Source organism: Leptothrix mechoopdaensis (SeqCode), from assembly GCF_053893855.1.
The window spans coordinates 1,927,755-1,941,343 of the sequence record NZ_CM132699.1 but is presented as its reverse complement, the minus strand read 5'-3'; the positions used below and the strand labels follow the sequence as shown (position 1 = coordinate 1,941,343).

The 13,589-nt window shown below is 70.8% G+C and carries 11 protein-coding genes; 3 read left to right on the top strand and 8 right to left on the bottom strand.

The genetic code is table 11. The features are described 5' to 3' along the window. Window positions 1–8 precede the first annotated feature (8 nt). The 6 genes from pepN to ACWA7K_RS08550 all read right to left on the bottom strand — a co-directional run bounded on the left by pepN (window position 9) and on the right by ACWA7K_RS08550 (window position 7,145). Window positions 9–2,702 carry an aminopeptidase N gene (pepN, locus tag ACWA7K_RS08575; protein WP_456167556.1) on the bottom strand — a complete coding sequence of 898 codons (2,694 nt, stop codon included), beginning with the start codon at window positions 2,700–2,702 and terminating at the stop codon, window positions 9–11. A gap of 25 nt (window positions 2,703–2,727) precedes the next feature. Further along, complete coding sequence (locus ACWA7K_RS08570) at window positions 2,728–3,441, bottom strand: HAD family hydrolase (protein WP_456167554.1); 714 nt, start codon at window positions 3,439–3,441, stop codon at window positions 2,728–2,730. Further along, window positions 3,441–4,545, bottom strand: a protein-coding gene (gene prfB / locus ACWA7K_RS08565) for a peptide chain release factor 2 (RefSeq protein WP_456167552.1) whose coding sequence is annotated in 2 segments (ribosomal slippage) — window positions 3,441–4,463 and window positions 4,465–4,545 — 1,104 coding nt in all. Because the reading frame shifts where the segments join, the coding sequence is not laid out codon by codon here. Before prfB ends, ACWA7K_RS08570 begins: the two co-directional genes overlap by 1 nt. Before the next feature lie 233 nt (window positions 4,546–4,778). Continuing rightward, window positions 4,779–5,258 carry a hypothetical protein gene (locus ACWA7K_RS08560; protein WP_456167550.1) on the bottom strand — a complete coding sequence of 160 codons (480 nt, stop codon included), beginning with the start codon at window positions 5,256–5,258 and terminating at the stop codon, window positions 4,779–4,781. Between the two features lie 151 nt (window positions 5,259–5,409). After that, the gene (locus tag ACWA7K_RS08555) at window positions 5,410–6,363 is read right to left on the bottom strand and encodes an alpha/beta fold hydrolase (RefSeq protein WP_456167548.1); all 954 of its coding nucleotides are present in this window, start codon (window positions 6,361–6,363) and stop codon (window positions 5,410–5,412) included. Continuing rightward, window positions 6,360–7,145 carry a 2OG-Fe dioxygenase family protein gene (locus tag ACWA7K_RS08550; RefSeq protein WP_456168742.1) on the bottom strand — a complete coding sequence of 262 codons (786 nt, stop codon included), beginning with the start codon at window positions 7,143–7,145 and terminating at the stop codon, window positions 6,360–6,362. Before ACWA7K_RS08550 ends, ACWA7K_RS08555 begins: the two co-directional genes overlap by 4 nt. A 49-nt stretch (window positions 7,146–7,194) precedes the next feature. On the opposite strand from ACWA7K_RS08550, the gene ACWA7K_RS08545 reads away from it, so the two are divergent. Then, window positions 7,195–8,904, top strand: coding sequence for an acyl-CoA synthetase (locus ACWA7K_RS08545; protein WP_456167546.1), 1,710 nt, complete (start codon window positions 7,195–7,197; stop codon window positions 8,902–8,904). A gap of 106 nt (window positions 8,905–9,010) precedes the next feature. Then, a complete protein-coding gene (locus ACWA7K_RS08540; protein ID WP_456167544.1) occupies window positions 9,011–9,919 on the top strand; it encodes an HpcH/HpaI aldolase/citrate lyase family protein in 909 nt (302 codons plus the stop codon). Here ACWA7K_RS08540 and ACWA7K_RS08535 read toward each other — a convergent pair. Next, on the bottom strand, window positions 9,882–11,315 hold the full coding sequence (locus tag ACWA7K_RS08535) for an aldehyde dehydrogenase family protein (protein ID WP_456167542.1): 1,434 nt from the start codon (window positions 11,313–11,315) through the stop codon (window positions 9,882–9,884). The two genes, ACWA7K_RS08540 and ACWA7K_RS08535, sit on opposite strands and share 38 nt — an antisense overlap. A 155-nt stretch (window positions 11,316–11,470) precedes the next feature. Between ACWA7K_RS08535 and ACWA7K_RS08530 the strand changes: the two genes are divergently transcribed. Beyond that, complete coding sequence (locus ACWA7K_RS08530) at window positions 11,471–12,370, top strand: LysR family transcriptional regulator (protein WP_456167540.1); 900 nt, start codon at window positions 11,471–11,473, stop codon at window positions 12,368–12,370. Here ACWA7K_RS08530 and ACWA7K_RS08525 read toward each other — a convergent pair. After that, a complete protein-coding gene (locus ACWA7K_RS08525; protein ID WP_456167538.1) occupies window positions 12,363–13,559 on the bottom strand; it encodes a DUF1501 domain-containing protein in 1,197 nt (398 codons plus the stop codon). The two genes, ACWA7K_RS08530 and ACWA7K_RS08525, sit on opposite strands and share 8 nt — an antisense overlap. Window positions 13,560–13,589 lie beyond the last annotated feature (30 nt).

Genomic DNA, 13,589 nt, shown 5'->3' with positions numbered 1-13,589 from the left:
GTCTGACTTCAGTCTTGCAGTGCGCGTGTCACGATTTCACGCGTGTCCGGAGAAAGATCGGCGCGGCCGGAGACGCGCACCAGCGCTTCCTGCGCCGCGCTGCGGTAGGGCTCGGCCAGCGTGCGCCAGCGGTCCAGGCCACGCGCCAGGCGGGCGGCCAGCTGCGGGTTGAAGGCGTCGACCTCGACGACCTTGTCGGCCCAGAAGACGTAGCCGGCGGCGTCCTCGCGGTGCAGCGCCGACGGGTTCATGACGAACAGCGTGGCCAGCAGGCTGCGGGCGCGGTTCGGGTTGCGCAGCGAGTAGTCCGGGTGCAGCGCCAGCGCCTTGATGCGGGCGAAGACGCGGCCGTCTCGCTCGGGCGTGCCGGCCTGCAGCGCGAACCAGCGGTCGATCACCAGCGCCTCGCCCTTGAATTGCGCATGGACCCGCGCCAGCGCCGGCTCGGCCAGCTCGTGGTGGGCGTGCAGCAGCGCGATCAGCGCGCCCTGTCGGTCGGTGAAGTTGCCGGCGTCCTTGACGCGCTGGAAGGCCTTGCCCGGCCAGACGGTGTCGCCGCTGCGCTGGGCGTCCAGCACCAGGTGCGACAGCGCCAGGTTGGCCAGTGCGCGGCGGCCGGTCGACAGCGGATCGGGGCTGTAGGCGCCGTTGTCGTGGTGGGTCTCGAAGGCCCAGACCCAGTCGTCGTGCAGCGCCTGGGCCAGCTGCGTGCGCAGGGCCTCGCGGGCCGCGTGGATGCGCGGCGGGTCGACTGGCACGCCTTCTGCTGCCAGCTGCTCGGCCAGGTAGCCGGCGCTCGGCGGGGTCAGCACGAGGTCCTTGAAGGCGGCGTCGAGCGATGCATCGCGCAGCACCGCGCGCTGGGCGTCGAGCCAGGCGGCGTCGAGCTGCAGCGGCTGGCCCGAGCGGACCGCCGACAGCAGGCGCTGGACGGCCAGGCGCTGCGCCGCTTCCCAGCGGTTGAACGGGTCGGTGTCGTGGCGCAGCTGGGTGAACAGCGCCGCCTCGTCGGCGTCCCATTCGAGGATCACCGGGGCCGAGAAACCGCGCAGCAGCGACGGCACCGGCGAGCCGGTCAGGCCGTACAGGCCGGTGAACACGAAGGTCTGGCTGGCCTGGTCGAGCACCAGCACGCGGTCGGTGCCGCCGTAGCCGTCCTCGCCCTGCAGCTGCAGCAGCAGCGGGCGGCCATCGGAGTCCAGCAGGCCCATCGCGACGGGGATCACGAACGGCGCCTTGACCGGCTGGCCCGGCGTGGCCGGCGTGTGCTGGCTGAGCGTCAGCGTGTAGCTGCCGTGTTCGGCGCTGTAGACGCCCCGGGCGCTGACACGCGGCGTGCCGGCCTGGGCGTACCAGCGCTTGAAGATGTCCAGACGCGTGGCCAGCGGGCTGCCCGGGTTGGCATCGGCGATGGCCTGGGCGTAGTCGTCGCAGGTGACGGCCTGGCCGTCGTGGCGCTGGAAGTACAGGTCCATACCGGCGCGGAAGCCGGCCTCGCCGACCAGCGTGGCCATCATGCGGACGACTTCGGCACCCTTCTCGTAGACGGTGGTGGTGTAGAAGTTGTCGATCGCCTGGTACTGCTCCGGGCGCACCGGATGGGCCATCGGGCCGGCGTCCTCGGGGAACTGCATCTGGCGCAGCTGGCGCACGTCCTCGATGCGCTTGACGGCGCGGGCCGAGGCCTCGCCGGCCATGTCCTGGCTGAACTGCTGGTCGCGGTAGACCGTCAGGCCTTCCTTCAGGCTGAGCTGGAACCAGTCGCGGCAGGTCACGCGGTTGCCGGTCCAGTTGTGGAAGTACTCGTGGCCGACGACGGCCTCGATGTTCCCGTAGTCGACATCGGTGGCGGTGGCCGGGTTGGCCAGAACGAACTTCGTGTTGAAGATGTTCAGGCCCTTGTTCTCCATCGCGCCCATGTTGAAGTCGCTGACGGCGACGATCATGAAACGCTCCAGGTCGAGGCTCAGGCCGAAGCGGGCCTCGTCCCACACGACCGACGCGATCAGCGAGTTCATCGCGTGTTCGGTCTTGTCGAGGTCACCGGCGCGCACGTAGACCTGCAGCAGGTGGTCGCGGCCGGAGCGGCTGCGCACGCGCTGCTCGCGGCAGACGAGGTCACCGGCCACCAGTGCGAACAGGTAGGACGGCTTCGGATGCGGGTCGACCCAGGTCGCGAAATGGCGGCCCTGCGGCAGGCTGCCCTGCTCGACCAGGTTGCCGTTGGACAGCAGCACCGGGTAGGCGCGGGCATCGGCGCGCAGCGTGACACGGAACATCGCCATCACGTCCGGGCGGTCGAGGAAATACGTGATGCGGCGGAAGCCCTGCGCCTCACATTGCGTGAAGAAACTGCCGCCGGAGGTGTACAGGCCCGACAGCTCCAGGTTCTTCTCGGGCGCGCAGGTGTTGCGGATCTCCAGCGCGAACGGCTCGGCCGGCAGGTTCTCCAGCACCAGCTGGTCGCCCTCGTTGCGGAACGAGACCGACTCGCCATTGACCAGCACGCGCGTCAGCACGATGTCCTCGCCGTCCAGCCGCAGCGGCTCGCCCGGCCGGTCGGCGTTGGGCTCGACCTGCATGCGGCTGATGACCAGGGTCTTGGCGGGATCGAGGTCGAAGCTCAGGTCGACGCTGCGGATCCAGTGCGACGGGGCGGTGTAGTCCTCGCGCCGCACCAGCGGGGTCGTGCCTTCACGCATGGGGAGTCTCTTTCTGTTCGGGGGTTCAGGTCGACGCCACGGCCGGCAGGTGCCGGGGCAGCTCGTAGCCGGTGTAGTCGGCGATCGTGTCGATCACGTTCGGGTAGCCGGCAAAGGCACTGGCCGGCAGCGTGGTGGTCAGCGCGACGGCGGCCATGCCGGCGCGGCGGGCGGCCTCGATGCCGAGCGGCGCGTCCTCGAACACGAGGCAGTTCTCGGGCGCCAGGCCGAAGCGGCGGGCCGCCTCGGCAAAGATGTCCGGATGCGGCTTGCCGCGCAGCGTCTCGCCGGGCGCGCCACCGAACTTCGGCTCCGACGGGCTGGTGATCGTGTCGATCATCGTGTCGAGCCCGAAGCGCTGGAAGGTCACCGCGATGTTCTCGCGCGGTGCCGCCGTGCAGAGCGCCACCTTCAGGCCCCGTTCGCGGGCATGGGCGCAGACCTCGGCCGCACCGGCGATCAGCTGCAGCTCGCGCGCGGCGATCTCGCGGTAGAGCGCTTCCTTGCGCTCGGCCAGCACCAGCCGCCGTTCGGCGTCCCAGTCGGGCCAGTGGTCACGCAGGATCTCGTGCTGGGTCCGCCCGGCGGTCGCCAGGAAGAAGCCGTCCGGGTCGTCGAAGGGCAGTTCCAGCTCGGCATGCCAGATCTCCCACGACCGTTCGTGCAGCGGCATGCTGTCGATCAGCGTGCCGTCCATGTCGAACAGCACGGCCTTCAGCTCGTGGCGGCCGGCGCTCATCACAGGCCCGACTTCAGGCTGGCTGCGATGAAGGCGTCCAGGTCACCGTCCAGCACCTTCTGCGTCGCCGAGGTCTCGTGGTTGGTGCGCAGGTCCTTGATGCGGCTCTGGTCCAGCACGTAGCTGCGGATCTGGTGGCCCCAGCCGACGTCGGTCTTGGTGTCCTCTAGCTTCTGCTGCGCTTCCTGGCGCTTGCGCATCTCGAAGTCGTACAGGCGCGAGCGCAGGCGCTTCCAGGCGACGTCGCGGTTGCTGTGCTGGCTGCGGCCGTCCTGGCATTGCACGACGATGCCGGTCGGGATGTGCGTCAGGCGCACCGCCGAGTCGGTCTTGTTGATGTGCTGACCGCCCGCGCCGGAGGCCCGGAAGGTGTCGGTGCGCACGTCGGCCGGGTTGATCTCGATCTCGATCGAGTCGTCGATCTCGGGGTAGACGAACAGCGACGCGAAGCTGGTGTGGCGGCCGCCCGAGCTGTCGAACGGGCTCTTGCGCACCAGCCGGTGCACGCCGGTCTCGCTGCGCAGGTGACCGAAGGCGTAGTCGCCCTCGACCTTGATCGTCGCGCTCTTGATGCCGGCCGTGTCGCCTTCGGTCTGGTCCTCGACCGTGGCCTTGAAGCCCTTGCGCTCGCAGTACTTCAGGTACTGGCGCAGCAGCATGCTGGCCCAGTCGCAAGCCTCGGTGCCACCGGCGCCGGCCTGGATGTCGATGAAGCAGTTGCTCGGGTCGGCCGGGTTGCTGAACATGCGGCGGAACTCGAGCTTCTCGATCAGCTCACGCAGCCCGGCGACCTCGGCCTCGATGGCGCCCAGGCCGTCGATGTCGCCTTCTTCCTTGCTCATCTCGTAGAGCTCGGCGTTGTCGGCCAGGTTGCGCGTGAGGTGGTCGATGGTCATGACCACGTCCTCAAGCGTCTTCTTTTCCTTGCCCAGCTCCTGGGCGCGTTTCGGGTCGTTCCAGACGCTCGGGTTCTCGAGCGCGGCGTTCACCTCGGCGAGCTGCAGCGACTTGCGCTCGTAGTCAAAGATACCCCCTTAGCGCATTGGTGCGCTCGCTGAGGTCGGCCAGGGCGGTGCCGATGGCGTTGATCTGTTCGATGTCCATGGGACGGTGTCCTTCGACGGTGCTTCTTCGGGAATCGGGTGCGGCTTCCCCGCAGGGAACCAAGCCCGCGATTTTCGCATGACGCTTGGGGTTGGCCGGCGCCGACCGCTCGGGCCCCGTGTCAGGGCCGGCGGCCGTCGACGGGCCATCGACGGGCCGACGAGGGCGATGGGCGAGCGTGGAGAGCGGGCCAGGGTCACGGAACCGGCGACGCCGCCCTCCACACCACCGCCTTACCTGGGTTCGCTGCGCTCCAGTTGATAAACCTCATCGGGGTAGGCATTGTGTCCATGGAAACACTCGCCAAAACTGATCACCTCGATGCTCGGTTTTCTCTGGATATTGAAGACCAGATCACATCCGGCATTCGATGCATCCTTTGCAAGACCAATTCCCCGCTTGATGACCGCCTTCCCGGAGAAGTAGCCACTGGTCGGCGTCGAGTTCTTGGCCGGGTACCAGCTGGTGGTCAGTTCGAAATCGAACCCTTCGTCTGAACGATTGAAGATCAGAAGTTCGTGGAGTCGATGGTCATTTCTCAGAACGTACTTGCCGTCCACGTCGGCGGCAAATGTTTGACACGGCAACAGGAGTGCCGAAGCCACACAGGAGGCGCGCAACAGGGTGCTTGCCCGGGTGGTCGCCAACATGGCCGATGGCTGCCCACTCGCCCGATGGGAGCGGCCAGGACGTGAACGGGTCGTGATGGGCATGACTCTCCTTCCAGACCAGGAACCGACGTGAGCGCGGATCTGTGCTCACAGCCTTGACCATTCGGGCTCAAGCTGGCGAACACGGGTATTTCGCGGTGCTCGGCGCTAATCAGGCCACATATTCATGCGCCGGTATGCGTCGCCCCTGACCTCAACCCGCCAGGAACGGCTGGATCAGCGCGGCCAGCGCGTCGGGCTGGTCGTGGTGGAGCATGTGGCCGCAGCCGTCGATCACGTGGGTGCGGATGTCGCGGACCCAGGTGATGCGCTGGTCGACCTCGGCGCGCACGGCGGGCATCGGCATTTGCCAGAAGCCGAAGACCTCCGTCTGCGCCGCCTCGATCCACAGCACCGGGGCGGCGATGCGGCGCCAGCAGGCTTCCATTTCCTCCTGACGGGCCAGCATCGGGTTGACGTGCTTGTGGGCCGGATCGGCCCGCAGCGCGCGGCGGCCGTCGTCGGTCGGGCGGGACCATTGCGCCGCCAGCCACAGCGCCCGTTCAGGGGCCAGGCGCGGGTTGTTGGCGCGCAGGCGGCGGGCCACGCCGGACAGGTCGTCGTAGGGGCGCAGCGTGGCGGGCGAACGCAGTTCGTCGAGCCAGCGGGCGTAGCGTTCCGGGGCCTGCACAGCCTTGGTCGGCGGCATGCCGAAGCCTTCCAGGTTGACGGCCCGGCGCACCCGCTGCGGGCGCACGCCGGCATAGAACATCGTCACGTTGGCGCCCATGCTGTGGCCGATCAGGTCGACCGGCGCGTCGGGGCTGACGGCGTCGATCAGCGCGTCGAGGTCGGCGAGGTAGTCCGGGAACCAGTAGCTGTCGGTCTCGGCGACGCGGGTCTCGCCGAAGCCGCGCCAGTCCAGCGCGATCAGCGTGCGGCCTTGCAGGAAGCCGTCGTCCAGCGCGTCGACCAGGAACTGGAACGAGGCGCCGACGTCCATCCAGCCGTGCAGCAGCAGGATCGGCGGCAAGGCCGGTTGCGAGTCGTCGACCGCCGGCGCGCCCCAGCGCAGCACGTGCAGGTCCAGCAGCGGGGCGTCGGGCCGGCCGCGCAGGCCGATGCGGTCGGAGGTCGCGGGGCGGCGGGGCGTGTAGCTCATCGTCATGGCGCGGGCGGGTCCTGGAAACCGCCGGCGCGGTAGGTCAGCACGAGGGTGTCGCGCCAGCCGCCGGGTTCGGCCGGCTGGATCGGGGTCGATTCGTGGATCACCCGGGCGTCGTCGAGCAGCAGGGCGCTCCAGGGCTGGTCGAGCGTGAAGCGCACGCCACGCGGGCCGTCGGCCTCGAACACGCGGGTCTCGCCGCCGATCACGCCGTGGCGGTCGACCAGCAGCACCGCCACGAAGGCGACGCCGTCGCGGTGTGCGCCTTCAGGGGTCGGCCGGCCGACGCCGCCGGTGGTGTCGATGCGGAAGGCGTGGGCCTCGATCGACCAGGTGCCGTCGAACACCGGCTCGCCAGCCACCGGGGGCAGGGCGCGGGCGGCTTCGGCGAAGACCTCGCCCAGCCGCCGGGTCACGGCCAGGAAGGCGGGCGACGTGGCCAGTTCGGGCTGCAGCGGCTCGAACCAGCGCAGCATGCCGCCGTGCAGCGCGTTGTAGGTGGTCGGCTGCCAGTGCGCACGGTGGGGTACGGCGGCCAGCGTGCCGCGTGCGGTGTCCTGCACGTAGCTGCCGTGGCGGCGGCGGCGGTAGCGGCCGCCGTCCTTCAGGTGGGCATCGGGCGGCAGGTCGTGCCAGTGCAGCGAGAGCGCGGTCAGCGTGTCGGCCGGAACGCCGGCCAGGGCGGCCAGCGCGGCAGGGGTCAGACGCACGTGGCCCTGTTCGCACAGGCGCTCGGCACAGGCGTCGATCGCGGCGGCGTCGACGGGTTCGGGGTGTCGGAACATCGGCATGGGGCGCCGATTCTGCCCGCGCGCCCGCCTTATGCTGGCGGCCATGCGCCGATCCGTTGACCACCACGCCGCCCTGCACGGCGACTTCCGCTGGCATGTGCCGCCGATCTGCAACATCGCCCAGGCCTGCGGTGAACGCTGGGCCCGCGTGACACCTGAGCGGGTCGCCATCCTGGCCGAGGACGCCGACGGCCCGGTCGACGGCCCCGCCGGCCGCCTGACCTGCGCCGAGCTGTGGCGCCAGGCCGGCGCGCTGGCCGCCAGCCTGCGCGACCGGGGCGTGGCACGCGGTGACCGCGTCGCCATCGTCATGCCGCAGCGGCCCGAGACCGCCGTCGCGCACCTGGCGATCTACGCGATCGGCGCCGTCGCGATGCCGCTGTCGATGCTGTTCGGCCCGGAGGCGCTGGCCTACCGGCTGGTCGACAGCGAAGCCCGCATCGCCATCGCCGACGACTCGGCCTGGGCGGCGCTCGAACAGGCCCGTGCCGAGGCCCCGCTGCTGACCACGCTGGTGGCGGTGGGCGAGGTGCCGGGGCGAGCCGATGCGCACTGGTCCGACCTGCTGGCGCACCGCGCGCCGATCGAGACCGCGTTGGCGACCGCTGCCGACGAGGCCGCCGTGCTGATCTACACCAGCGGCACCACCGGCCCGCCCAAGGGGGCGCTGATCCCGCACCGCGCGCTGATCGGCAACCTGACCGGTTTTGTCTGCAGCCAGAACGCCTGCCCGCAGCCCGGCGACGTGTTCTGGAGCCCGGCCGACTGGGCCTGGACCGGCGGCCTGATGGACGCGCTGCTGCCCTGCCTGTACCTGGGCGTGCCGATCGTCGGCCTGCGCGCGCGCTTCACGCCCGAACGTGCGTTCGAGCTGATGCAGCGCCACGGCATCACCAACACCTTCCTGTTCCCGACCGCGCTGAAGGCCATGATGAAGGCGGTGCCTCGGCCACGCGAGGTCTACGACCTGCGCCTGCGTGCGGTGATGAGTGCCGGCGAGGCCGTCGGCGACGCGGTGTTCCAGTGGTGCGAACAGGCGCTGGGCGTGCGCGTCAACGAGATGTTCGGCCAGACCGAGATCAACTACATCGTCGGCAACTGCGGCGCCTTCCAGGGCGTCGACGGCCGCCTGCACCCGGGCTGGCCAGCGCGCGCGGGCAGCATGGGCCGCGCCTACCCGGGGCACCGTGTCGCGGTGATCGACGACGACGGCCGCGAGTGCCCGCGCGGCAGGCCCGGCGACGTCGCGCTGCACCGGCTGGACATCCACGGCCAGCCCGATCCGGTGTTCTTCCTGGGCTACTGGAAACGCGACGACGCGACCCGCGCCAAGTTCACTGGCGACCCGTCCGACAGCTGGTGCCGGACCGGCGACACGGCGGTCATGGATGACGACGGCTACCTCTGGTATCACGGCCGCAGCGACGATGTCTTCAAGGCCGCCGGCTACCGGATCGGTCCCAGCGAGGTCGAGAACTGCCTCGTGCGCCACCCGGCCGTCGCCAACGCGGCGGTGGTCCCGAAGCCCGACGCCGAGCGCGGCGCGGTGGTCAAGGCCTATGTCGTCGTGGCCCCCGGCCATGTCGCCGACGACGCCCTGATCGCCGACCTGCAGGCGCACGTGCGTGGCCGGCTCGCGCCCTACGAGTACCCCAAGGAGATCGAGTTCATCGACGCCCTGCCGATGACGACCACCGGCAAGGTCCAGCGGCGGGTGCTGAGGCTGCGGGAAGAAGAACGGGCGAAACGCTGATGCGCGGCGATGCGTTGATCGCGCATCAAGACGACCTTGCCCAGCCGGCAATGGCGCCCGGTCGGTCTGGCTGCGATGCTCGGAAGTGCCACTTCCGGACCCCGTCATGAGCCCACGTTCCTACCTGTTCGTTCCCGCCGACCGCCCCGAGCGCATCGGCAAGGCCCTGAGTTCCGGCGCCGATGCCGTCATCGTCGACCTGGAGGACGCCGTCGCGCCACAGGACAAGGCGTTGGCGCGCGATCGGCTGGCCGGCTGGCTGCAAGGCGCTTCGGCCGCGCCGGTGCCGGTGCTGGTGCGGATCAACGCGCGTTCATCGGTCGACTTTGGCGATGACCTGCGGGTCTGCGCCCATCCTGCGGTGCGGGGTGTCGTGTTGCCCAAGGCCGAGACGGCCGACGATGTCGCGGCGGTCATCGCCTCGTTGCCCGGGCAGGCGGTGTTGCCGCTGATCGAGACGGCGGCCGGCTACGAGGCGGTGCGGGACGTGGCGCGCGCGCCGGGCGTCGGCCGGCTGCTGTTCGGCTCGATCGATTTCCAGGTCGACCTGGGGATCGAGGCCGGGCACGGCGCGGCCGGGGACGACGAGGGCGGCGCAGGTGACGAGGTGGCCGGCGGCGACGCGCTGCTGTTCTTCCGCTCGGGCCTCGTGCTGGCCTCGCGGCTGGCCGGGCTGGCGGCGCCGGTCGACGGCGTCAGCACCGCGCTGGATGACGGCGTGGCGCTGGCGCGGGCCACGGCGCGGGCGCGGCGGCTGGGCTTCGGGGCGAAGCTGTGCATCCACCCGAAGCAGGTCGAGGCGGTCAACCGCGGCTTCTCGCCGAGCGACGCCGAACTCGACTGGGCCCGCCGCGTGCTGGCCGCTGCGGCGGGCAGTGGCGGCGCGGCCGTCGCGGTCGACGGCCGCATGGTCGATGCGCCGGTGCTGCTGCGCGCCCGGCGACTGATGGACCGGGCAAGCGTGGACCGGGCCAACCTCAACCGTGCCAGTGCACCAGGGTCTTCGTCGTGCTGACCTCTTCCAGGGCCAGCAGGCCCTTCTCGCGGCCGTGGCCGCTGCGCTTGGTGCCACCGAAGGGCAACTCGACACCACCACCGGCGCCGTAGCAGTTCATGAAGACCTGGCCGGCCTTGACCGCCTTGGCGACGCGGTGCAGGCGGCCGGCGTTCTCGGTCCAGACGGCGGCCAGCAGGCCGTAGTCGGTGCCGTTGGCCAGCGCGATGGCATCGGCCTCGTCGTCGAAGGGCAGCACGGCCAGCACCGGGCCGAAGACTTCCTCGCGCGCCAGCGCGTGGTCGCGCGGCACCGGGCCGAACAGCGTCGGGCGGACGTAGTGGCCGGTGGCCGGCGCGCCGTCGGCGATCGTGCCTTCGGCCAGCACGGGGATGCCGTCGGCGCGGGCCTGGTCGATGTAGCGCTGGACCCGGCGCTGCTGGGCCGGGTTCATCACCGGGCCGCAATCCAGGTCCATTGCCGGGGTGCCGACGCGGACCTTGGCGAACGCCTCGGCGACCTGCGCGACGAAGCGGTCGACGATCGAGCGTTGCACCAGCAGCCGGCTGCCGGCCGTGCAGGTCTGGCCGGCGTTCTGGATGATGGCCCGCACGATGATCGGCACGGCGCGGGCCATGTCGACGTCGTCGAACACGATCTGCGGGCTCTTGCCGCCGAGTTCGAGCACGCACTTGACCGCGTTCTTCGCGGCGGCCTGCTGCACCAGCGTGCCGACCTCGTTGCTGCCGGTGAAGCTGATGAAGTCGATGCCCGGATGCGCGGCCAGCGCGGCGCCGGCTTCCTCGCCCAGGCCGGTGACGATGTTCAGCGCGCCGGCAGGCAGGCCGGCGGCGCTGGCGATCTCGGCGAAGCGCAGGGCCGACAGGCTGGTGTCCTCGGCCGGCTTGAGCACCACGCCGTTGCCCATCGCCAGCGCCGGGGCGACGGTGCGGCCGAGCATCTGCGCCGGGTAGTTCCACGGAATGATGTGGGCGGTGACGCCCAGCGGCTCGCGCACCAGGCTGACCTGGTGGCCGGCCAGGAAGGGGATGGTCTCGCCGTGGACCTTGTCGGCGGCGGTGCCGTAGAACTCGAAGTAGCGCGCCAGCACGCGGATGTCGTTGCGGGCCGTCGTCATCGGCTTGCCGGTGTCGCGCGCCTCGATCTGCGCCAGCTCTTCCTCGTGCGCCAGCACGGCCTCGCCGACCTTCACGAGGATGCGGCCCCGCTCGGTCGCGTTCAGGCGACCCCAGGGGCCCTGCAGCGACGCGCGCGCCGCCGCCACGGCCAGGTCGACCTCATGGGCGCCGCCGCGCGGGATCTGGTCGTAGGCCTCGCCGTCGGCCGGCGAGACGACGGGGATCGTGCGGCCGTCGCAGGCGCTCAGCCAGCGTCCGTCGATGTGCATCTGCTTCATGGGGTCTCCTGGGGATGGGATCGATGCGGGCCACTGTAGGCACTGGGGCCTTCCGGTTGAATTGGAAAACCGGCAACGGCGACTTGCGCGGCACGCAATCCGTCGCGCCGTCTTGACCCCACCTTCCTCCCGACAGCGGCGCGAGAATCCGAAGCATGCTGCCCGACATCGATTCGCTCGCGCTCTTCGTGCAGGCTGCGGAACTCCGCAACCTGACGCGGGCCGCCGAGGCCTGCCACATCACCGTGCCGGCCGCGAGCCGGCGGCTGTCGCTGCTGGAACACCAGTTCAAGGCGACGCTGTTCGAGCGCCATTCACGCGGCCTGCAGCTGACCCCTGCCGGCGAGCACCTGTTCCGGCTGGCGCGCGAGGTCATCGCCAGCATGCAGCAGATGCGCGCGGAGATGGCCAACTACGCCGCCGGCCGCCACACCGTGCTGCGCGTGCATGGCAACACCTCGGCGATGACGCAGTTCCTGCCCGGCGACGTGGCGGGCTTCCAGAGTCGACACCAGGACGTGCGCATCGTGCTGGAGGAATGCTGGAGCGACGAGGCGGTGCGGCGCGTGCGCAGCGGCGAGGCCGAACTCGGCGTGGTGGTCGAGGGTTGCGACCTGCAGGGCCTGCACAGCCGTCCCTACCGGCAGGATCACCTGGCCGCCGTGATGCGGCTGGACGACCCGCTCAGCGGCGCAGAGTCGATCGACTTCGTCGACCTGCTGGAGCGCGATCTCGTCGGCCTCGAAGGCGGCAGCACGCTGACGCGGCTGCTGACCGCGCAGGCGTCTCAGCAGGTCCGGCCGATGGCGCTGCGCGTGCAGGTGCGCAGCTTCGAGGCGGTCTGCCGCGCGGTCGAGGCCGGCTTGGGCATCGGCATCCTGCCGCTGGCCGCCGCGCGCAGCTTCGCGCAGGCGATGCAGCTGCAGGTGCTGCCGCTGCGTGACGCCTGGGCGCAGCGGCGCATGCAGCTGGTGACCCGCGCCGAGCCGGTGCCGCAGTCGCCGCTGGACGTGCTGGTGTCGCACCTGGAAGGCTGCGGCTCCGCCCTCAGCTGAAGACCGGCAGCGGCTCGAAACGCCCGCGCAGCACCGCGCCGGTGTCGGGCAGGCCCAGCCAGCCTTGCGCCACGGTGGCGTAGACGCGCCGGAAATCGGTCGTGTGGACGAGGTTGTCGTCGGCCGTGCGGCGCGCCAGGTCGGGCGGCTCGCCGTATTGCCCGCCGCGCACCGGCTTGCCGGCGATGAACATCGGCCCGGCGGTGCCGTGGTCGGTGCCCAGGTTGGCGTTCTCGGTGGCGCGGCGGCCGAACTCCGAGAAGGCCATCAGCACGACATCGTCGGCCCGGCCGATGCGGGCCATGTCGCGCAGGAAGCCGGTCACCGCGTCGGAGACATAGGTCAGCAGGCGCTGGTGCGGATCGAGCTGCTGCACATGCGTGTCGAAGGCGTTGTTGCGGTAGGCGACGTAATACAGCCGCGTCGACGAGCCGGCCGCGATCAGCGCGGCGACCTTCGGCAGGTCCAGCGGCACCAGGCCGTAGTCGACCGGCGTGCGGTAGTTCGCGCAGGCCTCGCGCACCAGCGTCGACGAGGCACGTGCGCTGGCCGCGATGTCGTGCAGGTAGCGGCGTGAGGCGTTGACCTCGCCGGCAGGGACGGGCGTGCCCCGGTCGATCACCTCGCGCGACTCGAACGGCACCTGCCGCGCGAAACGCTCCGGGTCATCGAACACCAGCGGCACCTGACGGCGGCTGCGCACCGCGAGCGACTGCGACGAGCCGATGTTGACGACGTAGCCGGGCGCGCCGTCCGGCCGCAGCGCGTCGGCCAGGCGGCCGATCCAGCCGGTCTCCTCGCCGCTGTTGGGCGCGGCGGTGTGCCAGTAGGCCATCGACGCGAAGTGCGAGAAGCTGGGCTGCTCGTAGCCGCAGCCGTGCACGATGGCGAGCTGGCCGTCCTTGTAGAGCCGCTCGAAGCCGGCCATGGCCGGATGCAGGCCGTGTCGCTCGTCGAGCTTCAGGACCCGCTGGGGGCGGATCGCCAGACGCGGGCGCAGCCGGTGGTAGAGGTCGTCGGCATAGGGCACCACGGTGTTCAGGCCGTCGTTGCCGCCGGACATCTCCAGCACCACCAGGATGCGGCCGGGCGGTGGTTCGGCCGCCTGGGCCGACCCGAAGGGCAGGGCCAGCCCGGCCCCCAGCAATGCACGGCGCAGCGGCAGGTCGACGGGGTTTCGTTCGGTCATGGGGCGCCTTGGCAACGGGGTCTGAGCAAC